General features: G+C 69.7%; 41 protein-coding genes. 40 read left to right on the top strand and 1 reads right to left on the bottom strand.

The window, feature by feature from the left end:
* The first annotated feature begins 304 nt into the window (after window positions 1–304).
* From AB1K56_RS08130 to AB1K56_RS07950, 37 genes are all read left to right on the top strand, one after another.
* Window positions 305–904 (top strand): hypothetical protein, encoded by a 600-nt coding sequence (locus AB1K56_RS08130; RefSeq protein ID WP_371205248.1) that lies wholly within the window; start codon window positions 305–307, stop codon window positions 902–904.
* Complete coding sequence (locus tag AB1K56_RS08125; protein ID WP_371205247.1) at window positions 897–1,379, top strand: hypothetical protein; 483 nt, start codon at window positions 897–899, stop codon at window positions 1,377–1,379. Before AB1K56_RS08130 ends, AB1K56_RS08125 begins: the two co-directional genes overlap by 8 nt.
* Complete coding sequence (locus tag AB1K56_RS08120) at window positions 1,370–1,660, top strand: hypothetical protein (RefSeq protein WP_371205246.1); 291 nt, start codon at window positions 1,370–1,372, stop codon at window positions 1,658–1,660. Before AB1K56_RS08125 ends, AB1K56_RS08120 begins: the two co-directional genes overlap by 10 nt.
* Complete coding sequence (locus AB1K56_RS08115; protein ID WP_371205245.1) at window positions 1,657–1,929, top strand: DUF3263 domain-containing protein; 273 nt, start codon at window positions 1,657–1,659, stop codon at window positions 1,927–1,929. The genes AB1K56_RS08120 and AB1K56_RS08115 overlap by 4 nt, the downstream gene beginning before the upstream one ends.
* Window positions 1,926–2,186, top strand: a complete 261-nt coding sequence (locus tag AB1K56_RS08110; protein WP_371205244.1) for a hypothetical protein — start codon at window positions 1,926–1,928, stop codon at window positions 2,184–2,186. Before AB1K56_RS08115 ends, AB1K56_RS08110 begins: the two co-directional genes overlap by 4 nt.
* Window positions 2,183–2,416 (top strand): hypothetical protein, encoded by a 234-nt coding sequence (locus tag AB1K56_RS08105; protein ID WP_371205243.1) that lies wholly within the window; start codon window positions 2,183–2,185, stop codon window positions 2,414–2,416. The genes AB1K56_RS08110 and AB1K56_RS08105 overlap by 4 nt, the downstream gene beginning before the upstream one ends.
* Entirely contained in the window at window positions 2,413–3,165 is a 753-nt protein-coding gene (locus tag AB1K56_RS08100) for a hypothetical protein (RefSeq protein ID WP_371205242.1), read from the top strand. Before AB1K56_RS08105 ends, AB1K56_RS08100 begins: the two co-directional genes overlap by 4 nt.
* On the top strand, window positions 3,162–4,277 hold the full coding sequence (locus AB1K56_RS08095) for a DNA cytosine methyltransferase (protein ID WP_371205241.1): 1,116 nt from the start codon (window positions 3,162–3,164) through the stop codon (window positions 4,275–4,277). Before AB1K56_RS08100 ends, AB1K56_RS08095 begins: the two co-directional genes overlap by 4 nt.
* Window positions 4,274–4,498, top strand: coding sequence for a hypothetical protein (locus AB1K56_RS08090; protein WP_371205240.1), 225 nt, complete (start codon window positions 4,274–4,276; stop codon window positions 4,496–4,498). The genes AB1K56_RS08095 and AB1K56_RS08090 overlap by 4 nt, the downstream gene beginning before the upstream one ends.
* Entirely contained in the window at window positions 4,495–4,953 is a 459-nt protein-coding gene (locus AB1K56_RS08085; protein ID WP_371205239.1) for a hypothetical protein, read from the top strand. The genes AB1K56_RS08090 and AB1K56_RS08085 overlap by 4 nt, the downstream gene beginning before the upstream one ends.
* Complete coding sequence (locus tag AB1K56_RS08080; protein WP_371205238.1) at window positions 4,953–5,396, top strand: hypothetical protein; 444 nt, start codon at window positions 4,953–4,955, stop codon at window positions 5,394–5,396. Before AB1K56_RS08085 ends, AB1K56_RS08080 begins: the two co-directional genes overlap by 1 nt.
* Window positions 5,393–5,851 (top strand): hypothetical protein, encoded by a 459-nt coding sequence (locus AB1K56_RS08075; RefSeq protein ID WP_371205237.1) that lies wholly within the window; start codon window positions 5,393–5,395, stop codon window positions 5,849–5,851. Before AB1K56_RS08080 ends, AB1K56_RS08075 begins: the two co-directional genes overlap by 4 nt.
* A complete protein-coding gene (locus AB1K56_RS08070; protein WP_371205236.1) occupies window positions 5,848–6,543 on the top strand; it encodes a hypothetical protein in 696 nt (231 codons plus the stop codon). Before AB1K56_RS08075 ends, AB1K56_RS08070 begins: the two co-directional genes overlap by 4 nt.
* Complete coding sequence (locus tag AB1K56_RS08065) at window positions 6,543–6,764, top strand: hypothetical protein (protein ID WP_371205235.1); 222 nt, start codon at window positions 6,543–6,545, stop codon at window positions 6,762–6,764. The genes AB1K56_RS08070 and AB1K56_RS08065 overlap by 1 nt, the downstream gene beginning before the upstream one ends.
* A gap of 231 nt (window positions 6,765–6,995) precedes the next feature.
* Window positions 6,996–7,193, top strand: coding sequence for a hypothetical protein (locus AB1K56_RS08060; RefSeq protein ID WP_371205234.1), 198 nt, complete (start codon window positions 6,996–6,998; stop codon window positions 7,191–7,193).
* Between the two features lie 94 nt (window positions 7,194–7,287).
* Window positions 7,288–7,806 (top strand): hypothetical protein, encoded by a 519-nt coding sequence (locus tag AB1K56_RS08055; protein WP_371205233.1) that lies wholly within the window; start codon window positions 7,288–7,290, stop codon window positions 7,804–7,806.
* Entirely contained in the window at window positions 7,803–7,949 is a 147-nt protein-coding gene (locus AB1K56_RS08050) for a hypothetical protein (protein WP_371205232.1), read from the top strand. The genes AB1K56_RS08055 and AB1K56_RS08050 overlap by 4 nt, the downstream gene beginning before the upstream one ends.
* Window positions 7,946–8,218 (top strand): hypothetical protein, encoded by a 273-nt coding sequence (locus AB1K56_RS08045; RefSeq protein WP_371205231.1) that lies wholly within the window; start codon window positions 7,946–7,948, stop codon window positions 8,216–8,218. The genes AB1K56_RS08050 and AB1K56_RS08045 overlap by 4 nt, the downstream gene beginning before the upstream one ends.
* Before the next feature lie 2 nt (window positions 8,219–8,220).
* On the top strand, window positions 8,221–8,709 hold the full coding sequence (locus AB1K56_RS08040) for a hypothetical protein (RefSeq protein ID WP_371205230.1): 489 nt from the start codon (window positions 8,221–8,223) through the stop codon (window positions 8,707–8,709).
* 228 nt (window positions 8,710–8,937) lie between these two features.
* Entirely contained in the window at window positions 8,938–9,246 is a 309-nt protein-coding gene (locus AB1K56_RS08035) for a hypothetical protein (RefSeq protein ID WP_371205229.1), read from the top strand.
* A gap of 387 nt (window positions 9,247–9,633) precedes the next feature.
* Entirely contained in the window at window positions 9,634–9,903 is a 270-nt protein-coding gene (locus AB1K56_RS08030) for a hypothetical protein (RefSeq protein WP_371205228.1), read from the top strand.
* Window positions 9,824–11,308, top strand: a complete 1,485-nt coding sequence (locus tag AB1K56_RS08025; protein ID WP_371205227.1) for a terminase large subunit domain-containing protein — start codon at window positions 9,824–9,826, stop codon at window positions 11,306–11,308. The genes AB1K56_RS08030 and AB1K56_RS08025 overlap by 80 nt, the downstream gene beginning before the upstream one ends.
* Window positions 11,309–11,317: 9 nt before the next feature.
* Entirely contained in the window at window positions 11,318–11,476 is a 159-nt protein-coding gene (locus tag AB1K56_RS08020) for a hypothetical protein (protein ID WP_371205226.1), read from the top strand.
* Complete coding sequence (locus AB1K56_RS08015) at window positions 11,473–12,645, top strand: phage portal protein (protein WP_371205225.1); 1,173 nt, start codon at window positions 11,473–11,475, stop codon at window positions 12,643–12,645. The genes AB1K56_RS08020 and AB1K56_RS08015 overlap by 4 nt, the downstream gene beginning before the upstream one ends.
* Window positions 12,642–13,412 (top strand): HK97 family phage prohead protease, encoded by a 771-nt coding sequence (locus tag AB1K56_RS08010; RefSeq protein ID WP_371205224.1) that lies wholly within the window; start codon window positions 12,642–12,644, stop codon window positions 13,410–13,412. The genes AB1K56_RS08015 and AB1K56_RS08010 overlap by 4 nt, the downstream gene beginning before the upstream one ends.
* Window positions 13,413–13,556: 144 nt before the next feature.
* Complete coding sequence (locus AB1K56_RS08005) at window positions 13,557–15,005, top strand: phage major capsid protein (RefSeq protein ID WP_371205223.1); 1,449 nt, start codon at window positions 13,557–13,559, stop codon at window positions 15,003–15,005.
* 89 nt (window positions 15,006–15,094) lie between these two features.
* A complete protein-coding gene (locus tag AB1K56_RS08000) occupies window positions 15,095–15,598 on the top strand; it encodes a hypothetical protein (protein WP_371205222.1) in 504 nt (167 codons plus the stop codon).
* The gene (locus AB1K56_RS07995; protein WP_371205221.1) at window positions 15,595–16,179 is read left to right on the top strand and encodes a hypothetical protein; all 585 of its coding nucleotides are present in this window, start codon (window positions 15,595–15,597) and stop codon (window positions 16,177–16,179) included. Before AB1K56_RS08000 ends, AB1K56_RS07995 begins: the two co-directional genes overlap by 4 nt.
* A complete protein-coding gene (locus AB1K56_RS07990; protein ID WP_371205220.1) occupies window positions 16,176–16,640 on the top strand; it encodes a hypothetical protein in 465 nt (154 codons plus the stop codon). The genes AB1K56_RS07995 and AB1K56_RS07990 overlap by 4 nt, the downstream gene beginning before the upstream one ends.
* Window positions 16,641–16,650: 10 nt before the next feature.
* Window positions 16,651–17,007 (top strand): hypothetical protein, encoded by a 357-nt coding sequence (locus AB1K56_RS07985; RefSeq protein WP_371205219.1) that lies wholly within the window; start codon window positions 16,651–16,653, stop codon window positions 17,005–17,007.
* A complete protein-coding gene (locus AB1K56_RS07980; RefSeq protein WP_371205218.1) occupies window positions 17,004–18,023 on the top strand; it encodes a phage tail tube protein in 1,020 nt (339 codons plus the stop codon). The genes AB1K56_RS07985 and AB1K56_RS07980 overlap by 4 nt, the downstream gene beginning before the upstream one ends.
* Window positions 18,023–18,592, top strand: coding sequence for a hypothetical protein (locus AB1K56_RS07975; RefSeq protein WP_371205217.1), 570 nt, complete (start codon window positions 18,023–18,025; stop codon window positions 18,590–18,592). Before AB1K56_RS07980 ends, AB1K56_RS07975 begins: the two co-directional genes overlap by 1 nt.
* A gap of 14 nt (window positions 18,593–18,606) precedes the next feature.
* Complete coding sequence (locus AB1K56_RS07970) at window positions 18,607–19,008, top strand: hypothetical protein (RefSeq protein WP_371205216.1); 402 nt, start codon at window positions 18,607–18,609, stop codon at window positions 19,006–19,008.
* A gap of 155 nt (window positions 19,009–19,163) precedes the next feature.
* Window positions 19,164–21,989 (top strand): phage tail tape measure protein, encoded by a 2,826-nt coding sequence (locus AB1K56_RS07965; RefSeq protein ID WP_371205215.1) that lies wholly within the window; start codon window positions 19,164–19,166, stop codon window positions 21,987–21,989.
* Window positions 21,986–22,735: a hypothetical protein gene (locus AB1K56_RS07960; protein ID WP_371205214.1), complete on the top strand. Its 750-nt coding sequence runs from the start codon at window positions 21,986–21,988 to the stop codon at window positions 22,733–22,735. Before AB1K56_RS07965 ends, AB1K56_RS07960 begins: the two co-directional genes overlap by 4 nt.
* Window positions 22,736–22,749: 14 nt before the next feature.
* A complete protein-coding gene (locus tag AB1K56_RS07955; RefSeq protein WP_371205213.1) occupies window positions 22,750–23,868 on the top strand; it encodes a hypothetical protein in 1,119 nt (372 codons plus the stop codon).
* On the top strand, window positions 23,858–24,556 hold the full coding sequence (locus tag AB1K56_RS07950; RefSeq protein ID WP_371205212.1) for a hypothetical protein: 699 nt from the start codon (window positions 23,858–23,860) through the stop codon (window positions 24,554–24,556). The genes AB1K56_RS07955 and AB1K56_RS07950 overlap by 11 nt, the downstream gene beginning before the upstream one ends.
* Here the strand turns inward: AB1K56_RS07950 and AB1K56_RS07945 are convergent.
* A complete protein-coding gene (locus tag AB1K56_RS07945; protein ID WP_371205211.1) occupies window positions 24,553–24,942 on the bottom strand; it encodes a hypothetical protein in 390 nt (129 codons plus the stop codon). The genes AB1K56_RS07950 and AB1K56_RS07945 overlap by 4 nt on opposite strands.
* A gap of 69 nt (window positions 24,943–25,011) precedes the next feature.
* Here AB1K56_RS07945 and AB1K56_RS07940 point away from each other — a divergent pair, with 69 nt between their 5' ends.
* From AB1K56_RS07940 to AB1K56_RS07930, 3 genes are read left to right on the top strand one after another with little or no spacing between them, the layout of a single operon-like run.
* The gene (locus tag AB1K56_RS07940) at window positions 25,012–25,161 is read left to right on the top strand and encodes a hypothetical protein (protein ID WP_371205210.1); all 150 of its coding nucleotides are present in this window, start codon (window positions 25,012–25,014) and stop codon (window positions 25,159–25,161) included.
* On the top strand, window positions 25,161–25,904 hold the full coding sequence (locus tag AB1K56_RS07935; RefSeq protein WP_371205209.1) for a hypothetical protein: 744 nt from the start codon (window positions 25,161–25,163) through the stop codon (window positions 25,902–25,904). Before AB1K56_RS07940 ends, AB1K56_RS07935 begins: the two co-directional genes overlap by 1 nt.
* The gene (locus tag AB1K56_RS07930) at window positions 25,901–26,317 is read left to right on the top strand and encodes a hypothetical protein (RefSeq protein WP_371205208.1); all 417 of its coding nucleotides are present in this window, start codon (window positions 25,901–25,903) and stop codon (window positions 26,315–26,317) included. The genes AB1K56_RS07935 and AB1K56_RS07930 overlap by 4 nt, the downstream gene beginning before the upstream one ends.
* Window positions 26,318–26,322 lie beyond the last annotated feature (5 nt).

Raw genomic sequence — 26,322 nt, 5'->3', positions numbered from 1 at the left:
TACGCGGTGTACTGGCGCGAGCTCAACGTGATCAAGATCGGGCGCGCGTCCCGTCACCGCCGCTACCGCGAGCTGTGCGCGGGCGACGACGGCGGCGAGGTGCTGTTCCTGCTGCGCGACGTCCCGGTCCGCTATGAGGGCGCGATCCTGCGCCGCTTCGCCGAGCTGTTCACGCCGGCATTCGACTCCGAGCTCGATGCCGAGTGGCTGCTGCCGCGCGGCCGCGGGTGGACGGAGTGCTTCCTCGTCGCGCCTGAGCGGCTCGCCGAGGCGCGACGAGAGATGTACGAGGGGATCCTCCGCTATGGCGATTACGAGGCAGAGACAGCTGCCGCCGGAAGCGTTCCTGAACCCGCAGCTGTTGGCGTTGTCGCCGGCGGTGCGCCTGACGGAGATCGGGCTGCGGATGTACGCGGACAACTTCGGTCGGGAGCAGGCGATCTCGCGTCTGCTGGTCGCGTCGATCTATCCGATGGACCGGGAGATGAGCGAGTCGACGATCGACGAGCACCTGCTGCAGCTGGCGGATGCCGGGGTGATCGCGGTGTACGCGGCGGGGCCTCGGCGGGAGACGTTCTATCAGTTCGTCGAGTGGCCGGCGGTGTCGCATGCGGGTCGGTCGAAGCATCCGGAGCCTCCGGAGGACTTCCGGAACCATTCCGGAACCGTTCCGGGCGAGGGAGTGAGAGGGAGAGAGGGAGCGGGCGAGAGCGGCCCCGGCCTCACCCCTTCCGGAACGGTTCCGGATCCCGACGCCCCGCCCGCCCCGTTCTGCCGGGCGCACCTCGAGACCCTCGGGACGGACGAACCGTGTCAGCCCTGCGGCCGTGCCCGCCTGGCACGGAAGTTCTACGACGACCAGCTGTTCGCTCGACGACGCGCCGCGGAGGCATCCGATGACTGACCACACCGAAGCGCCGGCGACGGGCTACGCCGCCCGGGTGATCGTCGCGAACCGCGACCTCGAGCGTTCCGCGGCATCCGGCGTCTACGCCCTCGGCATGGCGCACAGCTACCACCACCGTCAGCTGCGATCCCACGGCGGCCCCGACTCCCCCGACAACCTCGTGCTGCTCACCGGCACGGGCACGACGGGCGAGCACGGCGCCGTGCACGGGGATCCCCGCATGGCGCAGCGCGTCGGCCTGATCGTCCCGTCGTGGGCGACGCCGGCGGAGTACCCGATCTATCGGCGCGACCCGTACGGCCTCGGGTGGGACTGGTTCCTGCAGACGCCCGACGGTCAACTCGAGTGGGCCGGCGGAGACGGACGCGCGACGATGGCCCGCCTGCACGGCATCGACGACACCGACATCGACGCCGCGCTCGCGCTGTTCCGCGAGATGGTGTCGCTGGCGAGGCGGTCACCATGGGACTGATCGCTGAGGCATTCGACGCGTGGCGGGAGGCACGGCAGGCGTACGACGACGCCCTCGTCGCCGCATACGTCGCCGCCGAGGAAGCCACGAACGGCCGCCTGTTGAACGATCGCGGCCGCCGCGCCGACATTGACGCCCTGTCCCTGTTCATGGGCCCGGAGATCCGCGCGCACGCGTACGCCTCCGAGGAGCTCCGCGACTGGTGGGCGCAGCATCCGCGCGTCACCTTCGAGGACTTCGAACGGCAGTGGACCGCAGCCCGAGAGCAGGCATGGGCATGAGCCGCGGTCACCGCGCCACCCTCGGCCTCTTCCGCCCGCGCTCGCCGGAGCGCCGCCCCGAGCCGACGCCGGTGCAGCTGCTCGCCTTCGAGGAGGAGTTCGGCGCTCACTCGAGCCGGAAGCAGCTCGAGATCCAGGACCGTCTCGGCATCCGTCCCGCCCGCTACTACCAACTGCTGCTGCGCGCCGTGCACGACCCGGCCGCCGTCGCCGCGCACCCGACTACTGCCCGCCTCGCGCGGGACCGCTTCGAGAGGAAGACCCGATGAGTTCGACCGAGCTGACCGTGCCGCGCAGCCGCGGCGAGTACCGCAAGCGCCGCAAGCCGAAGCCGGAGTGGGGCCGCGGCGACGTCGTCGTCGTCGGCCGCGTGCGGTGGATCATCCGCTCGATCGGTGGCACCCCGTCCACCCCGAAGGCGAAGCGTCCCGTGATGCTGCACTCCGGTTCGACGGTGAACCACCTGTGCGAGTGGAACACGACCCTCGCCCTGCTGCCCGAGAAGCCCTCGAAGGAGAAGCCGTGAGCATGCCGCACCCTCCCGCCGATGTGCCCGAGCACACCGAGCACGCACCCCTCCTCCGCGCCGACTTCGGGCAGGCCATGGTCGACGTCGACGTCGAGGCCGCCCGCGCGACAGCCGTCCGCCTCGAGCAGGAGCTTGCCGAGACCGAGCGCCTGCTCACCATCCGCACCGCCGAGCGTGACAGCGCTCGCCGTGGTCGTTCCCGTTGGCCTGAGGAGGTGTCGTCGTGACGGTGGAGTTGCTGCCTCGCGCAGCATTCGAGCGCGCCGTCGTGGAGGAGATCCGGGTGCAGGTGTATCGGCTGACGGTGTCGACGCGCGCGGGGCTGGATGTCGTGGCGTCCCGGGTGGAGCGCCGGGTGATGCCGACGCTGCCGCCGCTGCTGGATCAGCTGCGCGGCGCGATCCGCCCGTCGGGTTCGGGGCGCGACTCGGGTCGTGCGACGTCGGCGCCGCTGCCCTTCGATGCGACGGCGCTCGAGCTGCTCCGTGCGGTCGAGTCGGGTATCGCGGAGATGTACCGCACGGCGACGGATCTCGAGCCGATCGGCACCTCGGAGCAGCTGCTGCTCGAGTGGTTCCGGGAGTTCGAGTTCGCGCACCGTGCCGGGGATCTGGTGGAGGCGCAGCTGCTGAACTACCGCGACCGGATCCGCACGTGGCGGTGGCGCATCGAGGACTTCTTCGCCCCACCTAAGCAGCTCGAGATGCCCCTGTGCCCGCGGTGCGGGTACACGCACGAGGTGGTGCTCGTGGACGGGGAGCTGATGAAACGCCGGTGCGCGGTGCTGACGTCGTGGGGCGATCACTCTCGCCGTGAGCCGGTGGCGGAGTGCAGGCATTGCGGAGCCCGGTGGGTCGGGTTCGACGAGCTCCGCAGCATGCAGGTGGAAATCGACGAGAACGTCGAGAAGTACGGCGAGATCGAAGAGGTGCTCGCCGAGTACGAGCAGCGCGACGAGGCGGAGGTCGACGAATGATCCCGATGCAGGCGCTCGACCTGTTCGCGGGTACGGGCTGGGGCGTGGCGCTGCAGGCTCGCGGCATCCGCGAGGGCGGTGTGGAGATCATGCCCGAGGCGCAGGCGTCGCGAGCGGCCGCGGGCATGGAGACGATCTACTCGGACGTGTGGCACGGCTTGCTGGGTGACGACCCGCGTCGGTTCTGGCACGCGCTGCAGATCGCGTCGCCGCCGTGCCAGCCGTTCAGTCTGTCCGGGAAGGGTGCGGGACGCGCGGCGCTCGACGACGTGCTGCGCGCGATCGTCACCGGCGCGTACCGCCGACCGGAGCGCCTGCGCGCGCTCGGCGCTGAGACCGACGATCGCACCGCCCTTGTGCTCACCCCGCTCGCGCACGTCTACCGCGATCGCCCGCTGTGGGTGACGTGGGAGCAGGTGCCGCCGGTTCTACCGGTCTGGGAGGCATGCGCGGAGGAGCTGCGCGCAATGGGTTACTCGGTGTGGGTGGGCATCATCCGTGCTGAGCAGTTCGGCGTCCCGCAGGCCCGTCGACGCGCGGTGCTCATCGCTCGCGCCGACGGCATCGAGGCGGCCCCGCCGACTCCGACGCACTCTCGGTTCTACGAGCGGGAGAACGACCGTCTCGACGAGGGTGTGCTCCCGTGGGTGACGATGGCGGATGCCCTCGGCTGGGAGCTCTCGTCTCGCCCGAGCCCGACGATCACCGGCGGGGGCACGGAGACCGGTGGTGCCGAGCCGATCGCGAAGCTCGCCCGCTACACGTCCCGGCCTGACTGGGTGTTCCGGCGTCCCGCGACCACAGTGGTCGCCGACCCTCGCCTAGGCGGCCCTGGCCGGTCGGAGTTCGTGAAGGGCGGCATCTCCCGGCAGAACAGGCCGGGCTCGCTGCGTATCGAGGCGCACGAGGCGGCGAAGCTGCAGAGCTACCCCGACGGCTTCCACTTCGCGGGTGGTCTCGGGAAGCAATTCCTGCAGATCGGGAACGCGGTCCCGCCGCTCATGGCCGGGGCCATCATCGACGAGCTGATCGCCCCGGCCGCACACCGCCCGGCGCCCGCGCTCGAGAAGACGCCTGCGCTCGCCGCGGGCGGAGAGAGGCAGGTGGCGTGATGTGGCTCGTGGTGTTCTTCGTGGTGCTGTCGATCGCGGTGTGCGGGTCGGTGGTGTTGCTGGTCGCGTCGGCGTGGGATCGCCGGTGGGGGTCGTTCGTGGTGTTCCTGCTGGCCCTGGTGGTCGGTGCGGTGTTGTTCGGGGCGGCGTTGCAGGCGCAGGCCGGCCCGGTTGGTCGTGACGTGGCGCTTGCCGCGTCGGTGGAGAGGGGTGTGCGATGACGGATGTTCAGGTGCTGATGGGTGTGGTGAGGGAAAATCTCGCTGCGCTGCTGCACGGCTCGGACGATGACGCTGTCGCGGCTGTCGACCGGATGCTGTTCGTGGTGGACGACGATCCGTCGTTCGGGGCGCTGTGCGGGATGCTGGCGGAGATCGGCGGCGATGCGCTGCGCGAGCACCGCGCGGGGTTGCCCGCAGGCCCGGCTCGGTCGGCGCCGTTCGGTCTCATTCCGATGCCGGAGAGTGCGACGCTGCCGGAACGGATGGCTGCTCAGCTCGTGACGGCGTCGGCGAACGGTGATCACCCGATGACGATGTCGCTGCTGAGCGCGGTGCTGTCGTGGCAGCACGTGGATCCGATGTCGAAGCTCGCCGCGCGTCTCGCGGTGCACGCCCGCATGCTGCACCTGTCTGTGTGCAGTGACTCGGCGTCCGGCGTCGAGGCGGGTGCGTGATGGCTGAGCAGAAGGTGATCGTCCTGGCAATGGATCAGGACGAGGTGGTCATCGTGACGCCGCGGACGACCGCTCGCGCTCGCGGCGTCGCTTCGTCCGGTGTCGCACTGACGGCATCCGTGGCCGCGGCGCCGAAGGATGTCCGCTCTCGGATGCTTGAGGCGGTGTTGCCGACGGCGGTGACGGCCACGGCGGAGACGCGCGTGCGCGCTCTCGCGAACGAGGTGTTCGTGCGCACGGAGGCGGAGGCGAATGCGCTTCCCGTCGGCTCGATCATCCGCGACAACATGCACGACGCCCGCGTGAAGGTGAGTGAGCGCGGGTGGGAGCAGTCGGGTACGTCGGGGAGGTGGGGGCCGACCTGGATAGCGTTCCCGGCCCGGGTGCTGTTCGTCCCGCGGGACTTCGATGCAGCGCTCGCCGCTGAGGAAGCGGGTGCGTGATGCCGATTGCGAACTACACGACGACGAAGAACGTCGACGAGACGGCGGGCGAGATCATCGAGGCGCTTCGTCGCCGCGGGATCACGCGTATCGCGACGACGTACGACGATGACGGGGAACCGTCGGGCCTCGAGTTCTCGATGCGCACGCCGTACGGGGTGCGGCACTTCGCCCTGCCGGTGCGGACGGATGGTGTGCAGGCGGCCCTCGAGAGGGCGGAAGCTGCCGGGGAGTTCGCGGCGTCGAAGCGCCGCGCAGGGACGTTCACGTCGCGGGAGCACGCCGCCCGTGTGGCGTGGGCCATCGCTCGGGACTGGCTGCGGGCGCAGTCGGCACTACTGGATGCCGAGCTCGTCACGCTCGACGAGGTCATGTTCCCGTGGATGGTCGGCGGCGTGGACGGCGCGACGGCGTTCGAGACGTACCGCTCGCAGCAGAAGGCGATCGAGTCGTGAGCGACGAGGTGACGTGCGCGTGGTGTCACCGCCTGGTGGAGTTCGGTGACGAGCACGGCGACGGAGTGTGTGTGCTGTCGGTGGTGCTCACCGCTGACACGAGTCGACTGGATGCGGCGCTCGTGAACCTGGATGCCGTGGTGCGGATGGCGACGTCTCGCTTCGCGGAGGGCGTCGAGGAGGGCCTGCTCTCCCATCTCCCGGACCCGGATCTGCGGATGCCGGCTGTTACGCCTCGCGTTCTGCGCTCGCCGCATGTGCCGTCTCCGTCGACGGCGTACGTGCTGGATGGGTCGATGTTCGCGGATGAGCAGCTGCGGGTGGTGTTGTCGGAGTCGGTGTCGTCGGAGATCGCGGATGCCGTGCAGGCGCAGCTCGAGCGGCGCACGCGTGAGCAGGATCTGATCGCGTGGGTGGAGCGAGTCGCCGCGTTCCGGCCGGATGGGATGCCGTCGCTGCCGGTCGAGCAGCCGGTCCTGCTGCCGTGGCAGAGGGAGATCCTCGCCCGCGTGGCATCCGGCGAGCCAATGACGATCCGAGCGGGCGGCCGGTCGCATGGCCGCAGCTTCGTCGATCGTGTGCTCGCAGAGGTGTGCCCGGCGTGCCGGGCTGTCGGGGGTCACGCGCCGACCTGTGTGACACGTGTCGCGGCGCAGCTGAGCACCCTGACCGACCACGAGAAGGAGACCTGATGCCCACCGGCCCGCACAAGACGTTCGACGTCGCGAAAGCGTTCGCCGACGCCAACTCCCGCATCCAACGACAGATCAACGAAGCCGCGCTCGCCGCGGAGCGCCGGATGATCATCCAGAAGATCCGCCTCGATGGCTTCCGCGGAACGATCATGGTCGGCTGCGTCGCCCTGCACTACTCCCCTACCGCCGGTTTCTCACTCGAAAGGCCGAACACATGACCACTCCCGACCCTTTCACGCCGAAGCTCACCCCTCACCCGAGCGTCTTTCCTGGCGAGTTCGGCTTGCGCGCTGCTCCCGAGCCGTCCCGGTTCGGGTTGGGCGTCGGCCGTCATCCGGGCGCCGCGTGGGTCATGGGCGATCGCGAGTCCCTCGACGTTCTGCACATCGACGGGATCTACTTCGCCGCGCCGCCCACGAGGCGCCATATCCGCGCCGAAGGGGGGGCGGGTGACTATCGAGGACGTGACGGTGTTCCCGGGCTCGCTCACGCACCGTCAGGCGTTCGTGTGGGCCATCCGTCCCCTGCTCGGCTTCCCCCACCGCATCCGCTACCGGGTCGGATACCGCGCGTGGCGGATCATATACGCCGCGGCGGACCGAATCCGCGGCATCCGCGCCAACCTCAAGAAGGGAGTCCGTCGGTGAGCGAGCAGCGTCCGGTGGAGCCGGAGGAGACGGCGTCGCCGGATGGGCGGCCGCGTGAGGTGCGTCCGTCGTCACCGCCGGATCAGGTGCAGCGGTGAGCGCGTTCGATGTCGTGCCGACCGTCGAGGAGACGGCCGGAGATACGCCGGAGGAGCTTGAGGAGTGGCTGACGGAGACTTTCGCTGAGTTCGCCGAGCTGAACGTGCAGCGCGGCTACCACGACGCGGACGGGTTCTATGCGGAGCTGGCGGGCTCGCCCGCGTGTCTGGCCCGTGGTCACGTCGCCCGCGTCGACGAGGGGCATCCGCTGTTCGATGAGTGGGCGGATGCTCACCCGATGTCGTGGGACGGCGACGCGCGCCTGTGTGAGGCGACGCAGTACGGGACGGCGTGCTCAGCGTGCGAGACCGACTGCGGCCTGTTCTGGGAGCCGCCATCGTTGTGGACGCTCCCGGGCGTGCGAGGCCAAGAGACGCGCCCTGAGCGCTCGCCGCTGCTATGCCCCGAGTGCCGGGATGGGAAGTGCCGGAACTGCGTGGGTGAGGCGATGACGGATGCGGATGAGATGGTGCCGTGTGGGTGCCCCAACCACACGAACGGGAGCCTGACGTGAAGATCAGCCTGCATTTCCTCTGGTTCGACGCCTGGGTGGGCGTGTTCATCGACCGCCCGAAGCGGACCGTCTACATCTGCCCGTTGCCGTGCGTCGTCGTCAAAATCGCGCGGCCGGTCCACACGAACGGGAGCATGAGGTGAGTGTCGAGCAGCGGGTCAAGGTGTCGTGCGACGACTTCGACTGCTCGGCGACGATCGTGAGCGGAGTCGGCCTGACCGCGGCCCGGGCCATGACGAGTGAGGCCGGTTGGGTGAACACGGTGCATCACATCGGCCTTGACCATCGTGTCGTGCTGCAGGACTTCTGCCCCGATCACCGCGACCGCGGCTTCGACTGGAACACCTGGTGGAAGCAGGAGCGGGAACGCACTGGATCGACCGAACCGTCGCCCGGCGCGGGTACGTTGTGAGCATGGATGACGGGGGCATCATCGCGGGAGCCATCATCGCGATCATCGCGGGCATGGTCGTTCCGTTCGTTACGACGCAGTTCTCGCTGTGGTCCGAGTCGAGACGGGACCTGTTCCGCGCCCGGCGGAAGGCACTCGACGAGTACGTCGAGGAGCAGAGCGCCGTCGGCATCCGCGGGGGCAAGGTGTGGCGTGAGCAGCAGGAGAAGGACGCGGCGGTGAGGTCGTGGCAGCCCGACCTGCTCGATGAGGCTCTGCAGACGGCGAAGCTGCGCCGCCTGCGTTCGCTCATGACGACGTCGGACCGATCCGTCTCGAAGATGGTCGAGCTCACGACCGGCGTGACGAGGGACTCCAAGCCCCGGCCGCCGGTCAACACGCTCGCAGTGCTCGCCACGTGGGCGGCTGGCCGCAATTGGCGTGCCGCGTTCGCCGCGCGACGCGTCATCCGACAGATCGAGCGGTACACCCCACCCCGAGACCAGGAATAGGCCCACGACACGCCAGACGCCCACCTCGCGCGCTCGCCGCGTCGAGGTGGGCGTTTCGTGTGTTAAGGTTTCGTCGCCCGGTAGAAGTGTCTCTACCGATCGAAGCGCCCCACCTCGTCAGGTTGGGGCGCTTCGTCGTGCAGGCGACGGTATCTGATCCGTCGCACGGTCCCTCGGTGGTTCGGGTCTGCCGAGGGACCGCATCGCACCTCGGGAGGTGCCGCGGGCATGAGTGACATCCACCACACGAAGCATCACCGCGACGCGGTCAAGGAGCTCAAGGCGCGAGCGCCGAGGCAGAAGTGCATCACGTGCCCGAAGATCCTGCTCGCCTCCGCGCCGAAGGGCCACCCTCTCGCGATCACCCTCGGTCACCTCGTCGACGTCGACAGTGGCGGCGTCGCGAATCCCTACCACCCCTCGATGTACGGGCCGCAGTGCTCGGCATGTAACTACGCCGGCGGCGCGCGTCGAACTAACGCGAAGCGTCGCGGTGAGCGCATCGACGACCTCCGCACCTCGCCCGACTGGGTCTGACCCGGCCGCACCCCGACCCCCGCCGGGGGGGGGGGGGGGCGAGGGGCCCGATTTTTAGGATCGGCCCGCGCGCGTTCGACCGCGCCTTGAAACTTTTTTCTCTCTCCCCGACCTTCGATCCGGAGGCACGTGCCCATGACTTCGTCAGGCGCGAAGCACCGCCCTAGCAAGGGCAAACCGGGGACGATGGCGGCCTACCGCAAGGGGTGCCGCTGCGACCTCTGCAAGGGCGCGAACACGCGGCGCGTGCAGAAGCAGAGAGCCCGCCCTGCGGCCACGTTGACGGCCCCCGTTGTCGAGCTGTTCCCGGGGGCACAGCAGCGAGCACAGGAACCCCCCTCTGACGCGAGCACATCGGCCGATCCGCCGGCTGGCGCGTGGGGCGACATGGAGACCGCAGTGCGGGCCGACCTCGGCGCGCTCGAGAACCTCGACATTCCCGGCGCGGCGACGTTCAAGGCATCCGCGATCATCCTCGCCAAGGAGCTCGACGACCTCGACAGTCGCGCCTCGAAAGCCCCTCTCGTGAAGCAGCTCATGGACGTCATGGGCCGGCTGACGAAGAAGGAGGCCGGCGATGACGACCCCCTCGGCTTCCTCGCCGATCTCGCCGACGAGTTCCCCGCTCCCGCGTTTCGGGACGCGTCGCAACCCTGACAACCCGACACGGGGCGGTCAGGTAGCGAAGATCGCGCGCGCGCTCGGTCAGCCGTTCATGCCGTGGCAGCAGCACGTCGCGGACATCGCTGGCGAGGTGGATCCGCGCACGGGCCTCCCGGTCTACCGCGAGATCGTGCTCCTGGTCCCACGCCAGTCGGGCAAGACGACGCTGCTGCTCTCCGAGATGGTGCACCGCGCGTTCGCGTTCGGTCGGCCGCAGCTGACGCGCTACGCCGCGCAGACGGGCGACGACGCAATAGGCAAGTGGAAAGAGCACGTCGAGATCCTGCAGGCGACTCCGTTCCGGACGCTGTTCGAGACCGAAGACACGAACGGGCAGCGTTCGCTCGTGTGGGCGAATAAGTCTCGCTACACCCCGACGGCGACGACCAAGAAGTCGGGTCACGGCAAGACGCTGGATCAGGGCGTCATCGATGAGGCGTTCGCGCAGGTCGACTTCCGCACCGAGCAGGCGATGGTGCCGGCGATGGTCACCCGCGCCGACGCGCAGCTGTTCGTCGTGTCCACCGCCGGCGATCTGACGAGCGTCTTCCTGAACGCGAAGATCGACGCCAACCGGGAGCGGCTGCAGGCTGAACCCGATGCGCCGTCGTCGATCGCGTACTTCGAGTGGTCAATCCCGGATGACGAGGACGTCTTCGATGAGGAGACGTGGTGGCGCTGGATGCCAGCGCTCGGGCGGACCGTTGGCCCCGCGGCCATTCGGGCGGCGCTCGAGTCGATGCTCGCCGACCCGCTCGAGGGTGAGCGAGGCTTCCGCCGCGCATTCGGCAATCAGACCGACCGCGGCTCGGCAAACGAGACCGTCTTCGCGATCGACGACTGGCGTGACACCGGCAGCGACGAGTCGTACATCGTCGGCCCGAGAGCCCTCGCCCTCGACGTCACCCCCGACCGTTCCTACGCGGCTGTCGCGTGGGCCGGATACAACGGCCGCGGCGAGATGCACTTCGAGGTCATCAAGCACGAGCGCGGCACGCACTGGGTCGCTGGGTTCCTCGCCGACAAGATCAGCCGGCAACGGGGCCCGGTTACCGTGAGCCTCACCGGCAAGCAGGCCGCAGCCATGGAAGACGAGCTCACCGACCTCGGCATCTCCGTGCGGATCCTCTCCGCCGCTGACTACGTCGCCGCATGCGCCAGCTTCCACGAGGGCATCGTGCGACGCACGAGCCGCCACCTCAAGACGGGGCAGCTCGACCTCGACGTCGCCGTCGCCGCCGCCGCGTGGACGAACAGCGAGGCCCGCACGTGGGACCGCCGCAAGTCGACGGTCACCGACATCTCCCCCCTCGTCGCCTGCACCGTCGCGCAATGGGCGTTCGTGCTCGAGGAGCGGGAACGCGAAGACGACTACGACGTGCTCGACTCCGTCGGATAGGAGACCCCCGTGCGACTCGACTGGATCGCCGACGGCCTGCTCGCTGTCGGTCTGCTGCTCGTCGTCGTCGGCGTCGCCCTCGTCTCCATCCCGGCGGCGCTCATCGTCGCCGGCGTCGGCCTGGCGGCCATGGGCGTTCGCATCGGCATGCGAGTGGAGGGTCGATGAGCTTCCTCTTCCGCGGCGCCTCGCGCTCTGCATCCGGGCAGATGATCCCGCCCCGCCCCGCCGGCATCAAGGGCAAGACGGTGACCGCGGCATCCGCTCTCCGGCAGTCCGCCGTGTGGGCGGCGCAGGATCTGCGCGCCGGCCTCATCTCGTCGTTCCCGATCGACACGTTCCGTAAGGTTGCCGGCCTGCAGGTCGAGGTGCCCAAGCCTCCCGTGCTCATCGCCCCCTCGGGCGAGGACATGAGCATCGCCGAGTGGATGTATGCCACGCAGTACGACCTCGACCGGGCCGGCAACTGCTACGGCATCATCGCCGAGGTCGACGGCGCCGGCCGCCCCCGCCGGATCGACCTCGTCTCGCACGAAGACGTCACCGTGCTCGTGAAGGACGGCGTCGTCAGCTACACAATCAAGGGCAAGCCGTACACGCGCGCCGAGATCTGGCACGAGCGGCAATACGTCATCCCCGGACTGGCCGTCGGCCTCTCCCCCATCGCGCACGCCGCCTGGTCGCTCGGGCTGTGGTCGTCGGCCGCCGAGTTCGCGGCCGACTGGTTCAGCAACCACGGGATGATTCCGAACGGTCACCTGCGCAACACCAGTAAGACGCTCACCGCCACCGAAGCGGATGCCGTCAAGGCGCGCTTCAAGGTGGCGGTCGAGGGCGGCGACATGTTCGTCACCGGCAACGACTGGGAGCTCAAGACCGGCGGGGCACCCGCTGCTGACATGCGGTTCCTCGAGCAGCAGGAAGTCAGTGACCGCGAGGCGGCCCGATTCTTCGGCGTCCCCGGCGACATGATCGACGTGTCGACGAAGGGCTCGTCGGTCACGTACGCGAACATCACGCAGCGAAACCTGCAGTTCCTCATCACGAAGCTCGGCCCGGCCGTGCAGCGCCGCGAGAACGCGCTGTCGTCCCTGCTCTCTCCCTCTCGGTTCGTGAAGCTCAACACCTCCGCGATTCTCCGGATGGACCCGGAGACGCAGTCGCGGATCCTCATCAACGAGATCCAGGGCTTCCTCACCGCGCCCTCTGAGGCGCGCGCCTACCTGAACCGCGCACCGTTCACGCCCGAGCAGCTCCGCGAGTTCGCGGACCTCGGCATCATCGGATCCGGCACCCCGGCGCCGGCCATCAACGTCAGCACCGGAGGTTCGTCGTGACCGTCACCATCGCCACCGATCTCGCCGGCCGTGCCGCGGCCGCCGCACGCGAGCCGGGCGCCGTCCCCTCGGCGCCCACCCGCGCGCAGGCATTCGGCGCGCAGCTGCGCGTGCAGACCGTCCAGCGCGACGGAAAATCGTTCTTCCACTTCCACGGCGTCGCGTCCACCGTCGAGCAGCCGTACACGATGTACGACTGGTACGGCGAGTACGACGAGGTCGTCGACGCCGGCGCGTTCGACGACACCCTCGCCGCGAGCCCGGACGTCGCGTTCCTGCTGAACCATGCCGGCACGACGATGGCGCGCACCAAGTCAGGCACGCTCGAGCTCAGCGTCGACAGCACCGGCCTCATCGTCGACGCGTACTGCAACCCCGAGCGCAGCGACGTCGCCGACCTGGCCCACGCGATCGGCGACGAGGACATCGACGAGATGAGCTTCGCGTTCCGCATTGTCAGCGGCCAGTGGTCCCCCGACTACACCGAGTACCGCATTCTCAAGGTCGACCTCGACCGGGGCGACGTCTCCGCCGTGAACTACGGCGCGAACCCCAACACCTCGATCAGCGCGCGCGCCAAGCAGGCCATCGCCGCCGTCGACGAGCTCCCCGCGCCCTATCTCCGCGCCCTCGCCGCGCGCGCGGGTGAGCGCCTCGGCGCCGCCGCCGCGCCCGCGGATGCCGCCCCTTCCCCGGCCCCCGCAGCATCCGCGGCGCGCTCCGTGTCCTTCGCCGAGGCGCTGCTGCGCGACGAGCTCGGCGCCTGATCTCTCCCCCTCTTCCGTCCCGCCGACCGGTGGGGCGGTCACCCGCGCAACGCGAACGGTCCATGCAGATGACGGACGGCCGCGCCAGATGAGCGAGCACGCGCACCAACCGCGACCCCGAACGGGGCGCAGGAAGGAGTCCCCGTGGACTTCGAACAGCTGCTCGCACAGCTCCGTGCGCAGCGAGCCACCGCCGATGCGAGCTTCCGCGCGCTCGACGCCGAGGGCCAGGGCATCCTGGCTCGCGCGCAGGCCGACAACGCCCGCGCGCTGACCGACGAGGAGAACGAGCGCTCCCTCGTGATCGTCTCCGAGCGCCGCGCCGCGCGCGAGCAGATCGCGACGATCGACGCGCGCATCGCTGAGGTCGAGGCGGAGCGCGCGGCGGATGCCGCCGACGCGGACGCCGCCCAGCGCAGCGCGCCCGGCGCCGCCGGCCCCGCCGGCGGCACGCAGCACGCCCGCACGAGCGAGCGTGAAGCGACCTACACCCGGCGCAAGCAGGTGCAGGACGGTGTCTCGTTCTTCACCGACATGTTCCGTCAGCAGATGGGCATGGCGAGCCCGGAGACGCAGGCCCGCCTGCAGTCGCACACCGCGGAGATGGCGGAGGCTCGCACCGAGCGCGCCGTCGCGACCGGCGGACTCGGCGGGCTCGTGCCCCCGCAGTACCTCGTCGACCTCGCGGCGCCCATCGCCCGCGCCGGTCGCGTGACCGCGGACATCGTGCGCCACCTGCCCCTGCCCGCCGAGGGCATGAGCATCATCGTCCCGCGCCAGACCACCGGCGCGACCACGGCGGTGCAGGCCACGCAGAACACGAACGTTTCGAACACGGACATCGCGGTCACCGACCTCGTCGTCCCGATCGTCACGATCGCCGGTCAGCAGGACGTCTCCCGCCAGTCGCTCGAGCGCGGCCACGGCGTCGACGAGCTGATCTTCGCGGACATCGTCTCGGCGTACAACGTGAACCTCGACGCGCAGGTGCTCGCCGGCACCGGATCCGCGGGCCAGATGCTCGGCATCCTCAACACCGCCGGCACGACTCAGATGTCCGCGTTCGGCGCTCCCGCCGCCGCCGCGACGTTCTGGTCGAAGCTGGCGGGGGCCATCGTCGCCGTGCAGACGGGGCGCTTCCTCGCACCGACCGGCATCGTCATGCACCCCCGTCGCTGGGGATGGCTGACGAGCCTCGTCGACGCGTCGAACCGTCCGCTCGTCGTTCCCAACCAGAACGGCCCGAGCAACGCGCAGGGGCACTACAACGAGCCGCTCGACACCAACGCCTCCGCCCCCGTCGGCTGGATGCAGGGCGTGCCGGTGTACACCGACGCGAACCTGCCCACCTCCGTCGGCACCGGCCCCGAGGATCAGGTCATCACGGCCCGCCTCGAGGATCTCCTTCTCTGGGAGGAGAACGGCGGCGTGCCCCGCGAGCTGCGCTTCGAGCAGACGCTCGGCAACCAGCTGACCGTGAAGCTCGTGGCCTACGGCTACGCCGCATTCACCGCGGGCCGCTACCCGCTCGCCACCGCCCTCATCGGCGGCAACGCGGGCGCCGGTAACGGTCTCGTCGCCCCGACGTTCTAACGTCACCGCAGCTCGGCGCCGCTGCCCTTCGCGGCGCGGCGCCGAGCTGCTCCAATCCCCGCCCGCCGAGGCACGACGAAAGGCACCTCATGGCACCCAAGAAGAGCACCCCCGAGTCGACGATCACGCCCGGCGTGGACATCGAGCAGCACGTCGCGGACAACTACCGCGCGCTCGTCGCCGACCCCGACCGAAACATGACGTTCAAGGACGTCGCGCAGCGAGCCGAAGCCGAGGGCGACAAGACCCTCGCCGCGTGGGCGCGTCAGCAGGCCGCCGCCGACGGCAAGGACGTCACCCCGGACGAGGCCAGCCCCGATCCGGACAAGGTCAAGCGCGACGCCGACGCCGCCGCCAAGGCAGCCGCCGGCGAGACGCACGCGCGCGGCGCCGACGAGACCGGACAGGTCGACGCGACCGAGGCCGGCGGCACCCCGCCGACCGGCGTGCCCGTCGACTACAACGCGCTGACCATCGAGGATCTCAAGGGCATCCTCACGCTTCGTGACGTCGACTTCTCGAAGTTCTCGCTCAAGGGCGAGTACGTCGAGGCCGCGGAGCAGTCCGACACCGCCGGGCAGGCGCAGGCGTGACCGACGTCGCGGGCGGACTGATCACCCTCGAATACGCCCTCGAGGGCCTCGGGTACGGCGACAAGCAGTCGCCGCCCGACGGGGGGCAGCTGTCCGCCCGCGACGCGGACATCGTCCGATACATCCAGGCCGCCACCCCCGTCATCGAGCACCTCGTCGGCGGCCCACTGCTCCCCCGCACCGAAACGCAGATGCGCGACGGAGGCAAACGCGCCGTCCTGCTCAGCGGCCGTCTCACCGCTGGCGCCGTGACCGCCGTCCGCGTCGACGGCAACCCGTGGGAGGGACACGTCGTCGACGTGCACAGCGGCATCCTCTACGCCGGCGGGAGCCGCACCTTCCCCGACGGGTTCCGCAACATCGCGATCGACGTCGCCGCCGGCGGCGCGCCGCTTCCCGAAACCCTCAAGCTCGCCGCGCGCGAGCTCGTGCGGCACTGGGTGCAGAACGGCAGGCAGGGTCCCGCCGCGGCACCGCTGAACTTCCAGTCGGACGCGTCCAGCCTCCCCACCGACGAATACGCCATCCCCCGCCGTGTGCGTCAGCTGTGCGCACCGTTCGTCGGAGTGGGGATCGCATGAGCGACTCCGCGACCACCGCCCTCGCCGTCAAGCGCGCCCTGTACGACGCCGCGCGCACGCTGTTCGACCCGAACGTCGTGCTCGTCTCGTTCGGGCTCTCCACCGCTCGCCGAGACCTCACAGAGATCGTCGCGTTCCTCGAGGTGAACACGCGCCAGGAGCCGGGCCCCCTGTCCGGGACGAACCGATCGCGAAACGAAGACGTCGACGTGCAGGTCGTGATCAGCGTCGCCCGCGCCGGCGATGACGACGACCTCGGCGTCAGCGACACCGCCTACGCGCACCTGCGCACGCTCGAGGAGCACGTCCGCAAGACGGACCCGCAGCTCGGCGGTCTCGCGCTGTGGTGCTTCCTTACCTCGACGGAGTCCTTCGGCTACACGCAGGCCGATCAGCTCTCGCAGGGCCGCCTGTGCGAGATCGAGGCCACCTTCACCGCCCGCGTTCGCATCACCGGATAAGGAACCCCTCATGCGACAGCTGATCCACAAGTCCCCCATCGGCCCCCTCAGCATCCCCGGCGTGCTCGGCGAGCCCGAGCCCGGCGAGCCGTTCGAGGTCGAAGACGACATCGCCGAGTCGCTGCTCGAGCAGTCCGACCTCTACGCCCCCGCCGACAGCACCGAGCTCACCGTCCCGGAACTGCGGAAGATCGCCGAGGAGCGCGGAGTCGACCTGACCGGAATGCGGAACAAGGCCGACATCGCCGCGGCCATCGCCGCGCACGAAGAGACGCCCACCGTGGGCGCCACCGATCCCACCGCGACCGACCCCGGCGCGGCATCCACCGAAAAGACCGACACGCAGGAAGGCGGTGACGAGCAGTGATCCAGGCGGATTGCAGCATCGGGTTCAAGAAGGAGACCACCTACGGAATGGCCGTCACCCCGGACCGGTTCCTCGAGTTCACGTCCGAGACGATCGACTACGACCGGACGTTCTACCAGGGCCAGGGCATGCGCCCCGGATCGCGCCTCTCCCGCTCGAGCCGCCGCGCGCTCGTCAAAGACGGCGGCAAGGGCGACATCGAGCTCGAGGTGCCGACCCGCGGGCTCGGCACCTTCCTCGAGGCGCTCATGGGCGTCGGCTCGTCATCGCTCGTCGTCGCCGGGGTCTACCAGCAGCTGTTCACGCTGATCAAGGACGACTTCCTCCCCTCGGTCACGCTGCAGAAGGGCATCCCCCGCCTCGGCGCGAACATCGTCGACGCGTACACCGCGCGCGGATCGGTGTGCTCCTCGTTCGAGCTGAGCATGGCGAACGCCGACGTGCTCAAGCTCACGTCGTCGTGGATGTCGCGCGACATCGACACGAGCATCGCCTACGCCACGCCCTCCTACCCCGCGGCCGCCGAGCTGTTCACCTTCGTCGGCGCCGGCCTCGTCGTCGGCGGCGTCGTCACCGTGCCCACCTCCACCGCCCTCGCCGCCGGCGGCACCACCGTCGCCGACGTCCGCGACTTCTCGATCTCGGTCGACCAGAAGCTCGACAGCAACGGGTACAACATGGGCGGCGCGGGCAAGCGCAGCCGCCGCCCCGCCGTCGGCATCGCCGAGGTCAAGGGACGCATCACCGCCGAGTACGACGCGCTCACCTTTCGTGACGCGCTCGCGGCGCAGAGCCCGCTGGCCCTCGTCGCCACCTTCGAGGCGGCGACGGAGATCGTCGCGGGCTACAAACCGACGCTGCAGGTCGTCGTCCCCGACATCCGCTTCGAGAGCGAGCTGCCCAAGTCGAACGGCGGCGACGTGATCACGCAGTCCATCGACTTCACCGCGTTCGACGGCCTCGTCGCCCCGCAGCCGATCTACATCGCCGTGCGGACGGCCGACGCCGCGCTGTAATGGCCGACTCGGTCTCGTTCACCGTCGAGCCGGTCAACCTCCGCGCGATCCTCGCGGAGATCAAGGAGATCGACCCGAAGCTCGCGAACAACCTGCGCCGCGAGTTCCGACGCTCAGGTGACGAGATCCTCGCGGCGCAGCGCGCCGCCCTGGCGAAGCGTCCCCCGCGCGTGGGCGGATCCTCAACCGTTCTGCGGATGATCCGCCCACGCAACGGGCGCAAGCCGTACCTCGCCCTGCGCCGTCAGTACCAAGAGGGCGGCACCCGCACCGGTGGCGTGTCGAAGCTGCGCAGCAAGATCGCCGGCGGCCTGCGCGTGCGCACGATCGCATCGCAGCGCCGGCAGGCGGTCGAGTTCAAGACCACCGGCCCCCGCAACGGCGGCGCCAACATGGCGCGCGTCTACGAGAGCCGCATGTTCCGACACCCCGTCTTCGGGCGCCCCGGAGAGTGGGCGCCGCAGTACGGCCAGCCGTACTTCTTCAAGCCCGTGACCGACGAGATGCGCCAGCGGATGAGCGCGCGCATCACGTCGGCGATCGACGACGCATTCGCGTCCCTGAGATGAGAGACACACCCGACATGAAGATCCGAATCAAAGATGTCACGGTCGTCGGCCGCAACATCGACTCCGCGCGCATCCGCGACCTCGTCGAGCTGCAGACGCAGACCGGCATGAAGCTGCCCGAGATCCGCGAGGCCGGCAAGCCCGGCGCACTGCTCACCGCGCCCGTCATCGCGTTCCTGTCGATGCGTGGGGCGGGACACGCGTTCACGTGGGAAGACGCGCTCGACCTCAGCCTCGACGAGATCCGCGTCGTCGTCGAGCCCGGCGACCGCCCCGCCGTCCAGGAGGACGAGCAGGCGGACCCTCCGCAGCCGTCCGGGGATTCCGCTCCGGACGGCGACGCCCCCGCGGAGGCGACCGCGTCGTCGGCACGTCGCCCCTCGAAGCGTCGGAGCCCTGGCTCGCCCAGCAAGTAAGACGCCGTCTCGCGAACTTCCTCGTGCTGTTCCCGGGGCACAACGCCGTGAACGTGCACGACATCGTCTACGCGGACTGGCGGGGTCTCGCTGAGGCCACCGACGAAAACATCCGACAGAAGGCCGCGCGCCGCCGCGGCCGCTAGGAGGTCTCCGTGGCGAAGGACTTCCTGATCCGGATCGTCGGTGACGCCTCCAAGGGCATCTCCGAGCTGGATCGCTTCGCCAGGAAGGCCGACGATCTCACACACGTCGGCGCCGCCGGCATGGTCATGGGCGGCCTCATCGCCGCCGGTGTCGGCATCGCGGTCGACCGCTACGCCGAGTTCGACCAGGCGATGTCCAACGTCGTCGCGACCGGCGACGACGCGAAGCGTAGTCAGGAAGCGCTCCGCGACGCCGCCCTCGACGCCGGCGCGTCGACGGTGTTCTCCGCCACCGAGTCGGCGAACGCTATCGAGGAGCTCGCCAAGGCGGGAGTATCGGCTGAGGACACCCTCGCCGGTGGCCTGAACGGTGCGCTCGACCTCGCTGCCGCCGGAGGTCTCGGTGTCGCGGATGCCGCGACCATCATGGCGACGTCCATGAACCAGTTCTCGGTCAGCGGCCAGGACGCGACGCACGTCGCCGACCTCCTCGCCGCCGGCGCGGGCAAGGCGCAGGGCGATGTCAGCGACATGTCCTTCGCGCTGGCGCAGGCCGGTCTCGTCGCCAATGCCACCGGCCTCTCGATCGAGGAGACCACGGGCGGGCTGTCGGCGTTCGCGTCCGCCGGTCTGCTGGGATCCGACGCGGGGACGAGCTTCAAGGCCATGCTGCAGCGGCTCACCCCGCAGTCCGCCGAGGCGCAGCGGGTCATGGATGAGCTCGGCATCAGCGCGTACGACGCCGGCGGCAACTTCATCGGACTCGCCAACTTCGCCGGGAACCTGCAGAGCTCTCTCCGCTCGCTCACCCCCGAACAGCGGCAGTCCGCCCTCGCGACCATCTTCGGGTCCGACGCCGTGCGCGCGGCGACGATCCTCTACAACCAGGGCGCCGACGGCATCCGCAAGTGGACCGGCGCTGTCGACGAGCAGGGCTACGCCGCGAACGTCGCGCGCACCCGGCTCGACAACCTCCGCGGCGACATCGAGGAGCTCGGCGGCGCGATCGACACCGCGCTCATCCAGAGCGGCTCCGGCGCGAACGACTCGCTGCGCGCCCTCACCTCCACCGCCGCCGGCGCCGTGTCGTGGTTCGGAGAGCTTCCTGCACCGCTGCAGCAGGCCGGGCTATACCTCGGCATTGCCGCGGCCGCCGTCGGCCTCTTCGGTGGCGCAGCGACGGTCGGCGTTCCGAAGGTCATGGCGCTCAAGACTGCTGTCGAGGGCACGAGCCTGTCGATGCGCGGGCTGAGCCTCGCGGCCGGCGGTGTCACGATCGGACTCGCCGCGGTGATCGCGATCGTCGCGGCCGCAGCGGCCGAGCAGGCGAAGGCGGAGGCGCGCGCGCAGGCGTACGCCGACACCCTCGAGCAGGGCACGCGCCGCGTCACCACGGCAACGCGCGAGATGGCGAAGGAGACTCTCGCCGCTCAGCAGAGCTGGATGGGCATCGACCGCGGCTCGACGTTCACGAACGCCGAGAAGCTCGGCCTGAGCCTCGACACCGTCACGGACGCCGCCCTCGGCCAGGTCGCCGCGCTCGAGGAGCTCTCCGGCGTGCTCAAGGCCGGCCAGGGCGATCACATCGAGGCTGAGCGTCTCGCTCAGCGCCTCGGCCTCTCGCTCGCGGAGGTATCCGCCGCCGCGACTAGCGTGTCGCAGGGCGTGCTCGGTTCGGCGGGTTCGCTCGAGCAGGCGATGAACGCGGCACGCCAGAAGGAGGCCGCCGACAAGAGCGCCTCCGCAGCATCCCGGGACTCGGCGAACGTCGCAGACTCGGCTGCCGCGTCCTACCTCGCCGAAGCGGACCGCATCGAGCAGGTGACGAAGGAGCTCGACAACCTCATCGACTCCGTCAACGAGGCGAACGGCGTCGGACAGGATGCCGTCACCACGAACGCGCGGTGGAAGGACAGCCTCGCCGGGATCTCCGGGGAGGTGCAGAAGCAGCGCGAGGAGTACGAGCGGGCGAACGGCTCCCTCGACGGGTACTCCCTCAGCCTCGACGAGCACACGGCCGCGGGATCCGCGAACGCCGCGATGCTGGCGTCCGTCGCCAGCGACGCGCAGGCGGCCGCGAAAGCGCAGTACGAGCTCGACGTGAACACCGTGGGCGCGCAGGCCGCAGCGGAGAGCTATGCCCGCAACCTCGGCGAGCAGCGATCCGCCTTCGAGGAAGCTGCTCGAGCCGCGGGGTTCAACGCCGATGAGGTGCAGCGGCTCGCCGACAAGGTGTTCGCTCTGCCGCCCTCGCGCACCGTCGACCTGATCGCGGAGACCGGCACCGCCACGCAGCGCGTGCAGGACTTCGCGGCGATGTGGGCCGGCATCCAGTCCAAGACAATCAGCCTCAACGCCGTGCCGCTAATCGGTGGTGGAACGCTCGAGCAGAGTGGACCGTTCGCGGACGGCTACCGCTTCGCCGGTGGCGGCGAGGTTCGGGGCCCCGGCACCCGCACCTCCGACTCGATCGCCGCGTGGCTGTCGGACGAAGAGTTCGTCGTCAATGCGGATGCCGCGCAGAAGAACAAGGGGCTGCTCAGCTACATCAACGCCGGCGGCGAAGTCCGCGCCTACGCGGACGGGATGCTCGGCGTCGCCAGCGCGTCGGGAGCGCCGACCGTACGCATGATCCCTCTCGCCGGCTCCGCGGGTGAGGACGCGGGCGCGGTGAACCGCCGCGCCATCCAGGAGGACGTGCGCACCGCCATCGCGGCGGCGATCTCGGCCCGCCCCGAGGGCACACGTGAGTACCACTTCCCGCCCGGGGTGACCGCCGAGCAGCTCGTCCGTGCGATGGACGAGGACATTGCGATGAACATGAGGCTCGGATGACGTCCGTACACATCGACGGGGTGACCATCGACGACGGCAGCACCGTCGAGGGCGTCCTGACGCTGACCAGTCTGACCGGGTGGCGGGACGGGGTGGACTTCCGCCGCGAGCGGACGCCCCGCCCCGCCGCTCACGGAGAGTTCTCCGCGAAGGGGTGGAAGTCGGGGCGTCTCGTGCGCGCCGAGTTCGAGGTGCTCACGCGCCCGGCGTTCGGCGTCAGCCATGTCGAGGCGCTCGACCGTGTCATCGGCATCCTCGACGACGGCGGCGAGGGTGAGCTGTTCGTCGACGAAGGTGACCGTCAGCTGACAGCGATGGCGTCCCGGTACGGACAGCCCGAGGTGACGGAGATCGCGGAGGGCCTGCTCTCTGCCGTCTCGCTGCGGTTCCTGACGCCGGATCCTCGCCGGTACGGCCGCAGCACAGCAATTCCCGCGGCCGCCTCCCTCACGCTGTTCCACCGCGGCAATTCCGCAGCCCTGCCCGTGCTGCGTGTGAACGGCCCGAGCGCCGGCTACTCGCTGACGTTCTCGACCGGCGACATCGTCACCGTGCCGGGGGGACTCGGCGCGGGTCAGCAGGACGTTCTCACCGCGGCGTCGCAGTGGGTGAAGCGCAACGGGTCGACGGTGCCGCTGCTCGGCGTGACGGGGCATGTGCCGGAGGTGCCGCGCGGCGTCGACGTCGTGGTGACCGTCGCCGGTGCCCCGTCTGTGGCGGCCGACGTGGTCGACACCTACAGCTGAAAGGGCGGTGCCCGATGGTGTGGGAGGTCGACGTTCACGAGAGCTGGGAGGGAAAGCCGCTCCTCGACATCGCCGAGATCGTCGAGTCGTCGAAGCAGACCACCAACCTCGGCGGCACCGGCACCGGGACGCACGTACTGCAGCTGCGCGGCAGTGGCCTGTTCAGCAAGCAGCCGACCGCCGCGGAGCGGGCGTTCGCGCGTTCCCTGTTCCGCCTGTGGGCGTCGAAGATTGTCGTCCGCCGCGACGGCGTGACCGCGTACGACGGGTGGATCGCCAAGCGCCGGTTCGACCCGCAGGCGGGGACGCTGACGCTCACGACCGTCGAGATGCGCGCGGCGATCTTCCGGGTGCGGCTGACGTATCCGGTGAAGCGGCACCTCGAGGGCGACCTCATCGTCACCAACCGCGGGCCCGAGGGTGCCGTGCGCGCCATCCTCGGCAAGACGCTCGACTGGGGCTACGGCTTCTTCATCCCCATCGACAAGCCGGCCGACTCCGCCGGGTCGTTCTCCGCGAGCTGGTACTGGTATCAGCACCTCACGATCGAGGATCTCCTGCAGCAGGTGGAGGACACCGGCCACGAGGTGTACTTCCGCCCCTACCGCGCCGCCGGCGACGTCGCCCGCTACCAGACAGTCGCGGCGCCCGAGGTGCTCGGCGAGACGCGCCCCATCTCGCTCTCCGCCGCGCAGAGCGCTGTGACCAGCCTCGCCGACGAGGAGGACGGCGCCCGGATGCTCACCGGCATCGAGTACCAGGGCAACGGCACCGACCAGGACGCCCTTTACGCCGGCAGCAACTGGGACGACCTCTACCCCGGCCAAGACCCGACCGTCCCGAACCGCGACACCATCCGCAACGCGAAGGACGTCACCGACGTCAACGTGCTCCGCGACACCGCGCTCGCCGACATGCGCCGCGACCATCAGCCGACGGTCGGTCGCAAGTTCGATCTGCAGATGAATGCCACGGTCACGGCCGCATGGGGGATGCCCGGCGAGATGCTCGAGACGAAGCAGCGCGCCGACGAGTGGAACGACGACACCCCCAAGACCTACCGCGTGGTGTCGTGCACGACCGACGTAGGGACCGACACCCTCGGATTGGATATCAAGCGCCATGGCAGTTGACCCGTCCCTGCTCGCCACGCTTCGCGAGATGCAGGACCGCATCCGCCGGCTCGAGAACGGAATCCCGCTGCAGAACGCGTCGGTGACCCGTGGCCGCCTGCGCTTCATCGGCGGGCTGCTGCGCGTCGACGCCGGCGGCCGTGTCGAAATAGTCGGCGCCCTGCAGGTCGACGGTGAGACGACCGTCACCGGCACGTTCACCGTCACCGGCGACTTCACCGTCGAGGGCAATCTCACCGTCACGGGCCCCTGGAACCTCGAGGGCGCTGGGACCATAACGGGAGACGTGACGGTGACCGGCAAGGTCACTCAGGTCGGCGACATGGACATCGACGGCGTACTCACCGTGAACGGCAGCGGGTGGTCGATCACGGGCGACGGCGAAATCTCCGGGAAGGTCAGCCTCACGGGCTCGCTCGAGGTCGCCGAAGGTGGTTACATCCAGGTCGGCCCGACACGCATCTCAGGAGCGACGGACGGCTTCATCTCGTCGCTCATCTCGATCGTCGTGCGAACCCCACTGCTGAACGTCGACGGCGCACTCGGGGTGAGCCAGGGCGCCGTCTTCGAGGGATCCGTCAGCATGCCCGGCCTCGTACCGATCGCACTCGCCGATGCACCTGCAGGAGCTTTCGCCGGCGCAATCTTCCGCGACGCGACCAAGAGGCTACGCGTCGTCGTCGCCTAGGAACAGATCGTCTCTCTCGCCGACGCGATGATGACGAAGCTGTCGGGGTAGAACCCCGACGCGTCAGGCTGCTCACCGTCGATCAGGGACAGCGTGAGAGTGTCCACGCCGCTCGCGATGGCTGCGCACGCCTTCTCCCCCGCCGCCCGCAGCTGCGCATCGGTCGCGTTCGGGATCACGTTGTCGGGCCGGAGCTTCGAGCGCACGGCGTCGTAGAACGTCGTCTCGTCATTGCCCTCGACCGGCGTCTCAGCCGTGAGCGGAGCCTCGGGCGACGCAGACGCGCGGCCCGCGGAGTCCGACTCGCGGCCCTCCGATGCGCCAGCAGAGCATCCGGTCAACAGCAGCAGGGCGATAGCGCTCACTGCGTACAGACGTCGGGTCATGCCGATCACCCTACTCATGCCCTCCCCCATGGCCTACGGCCGGGGGCGATCTGGAAGGACACCCTGCTCATGGCGGACCCGAACGACTACCTCGATCCGACCCTCGTCGACACGCTGCGCGAGAGCGGTGCACCGCGCATCCTGACGACTCGGAAGGATCTCGAGACGGTCTACGTCGCTCTCGACGATTCCGGACAGCTGATCGAGGTGTCGCTGTAATGGGCGTGCTCGCATGGGGCGACGCCGTCGACATCGGCGGAGGCCGAGGCCGCCTCGCCCCCGCCCCCGCTGCGTCCCTCGCCCGCGTCGACGCCGCGTTCCGCTCCGCGTTCGGACGCGCGGCCGACATCAATGAGGCGTGGCGCTCACCGGCGGATGCCGACGAGAACTACCGCAAGTACATCGCGTGGCTGAACGGCGCGGGCCCGTGGGCGCCGATCGCGCTGCCGGGCGACAAGTCCGTCCACTGCTTCGGGTTCGCCGTCGACACCGACGACACGACCGACGCGCAGATGCGGATCTGGAACGAGCACGGCTGGTACTGGACCGTCTACCGAAACGGGCAGCTCGCCGAGCGTTGGCATCTCGAATACTTCCCCGACCGCGACAAGCACCGCAACGACCCCGCCCCCGGCCGCCCGGCCGCCGTCACGTCCGAGGAGGACGAAATGCTCGCACTCAAGATCGACGCCGGCCCCCGCGGCGTGCACCTCTGCACCCTCGGCAACGGCGTGTTCCGTCACCTCATCGAGGACGACAACCCCGAGCGGGTGAAGAACATCATCCGGGGTGACGACGCGTGGACTGAGATCGGCATCCACGAGCTCAACACGTACCTCTGGACGTACGGATGCCGCACCGACATCCACCTGATCGCGGAGAAGGACGGGCGCTTCGAGTTCCAGGTGAAGACGCCCGACGAGGGTGGCATCTTCCGATCCGGTGGCATGTGGCACCGGTGATCCTTCTCCTGCTCCTCACGGGTGGGGATGGTCTCGTCACTATCCCCATCCAGGGCGGCATCACCGAGGGCGGGCTCATCATCATCAGCATCCTCGTCGTGCTCATCGCCGCGCTCTGTGTGATCGGGCTCGTGCTGTGGCGCTTCGGGGCGAACATCGCGCGTCGTCTGAACGCCGTGCAAGACCAGGTCGCGAACGACCACAAGAAGCCCGATGGCACGCCGATCCTGCTGCGCGACGACCTCGACGACAAGCACGACGAGAACGCCGCGAAGCTCGATCGCGCCATCGGTCTCATCACCACCGTGCAGCGCGATGTCGCGTTCCTCATGCGAAAGCACATCGAGCAGGAAGACCGCCTCGACGACCTCGAGGACACCGACCGCGCGCGCCGCGCCCGCACCGCCCCCTGACCCTC

This window comes from Microbacterium sp. BWR-S6Y (genome assembly GCF_041379845.1).
GTDB lineage: Bacteria > Actinomycetota > Actinomycetes > Actinomycetales > Microbacteriaceae > Microbacterium > Microbacterium hydrothermale.
This window is presented reverse-complemented; position numbering and strand designations above follow the sequence as displayed.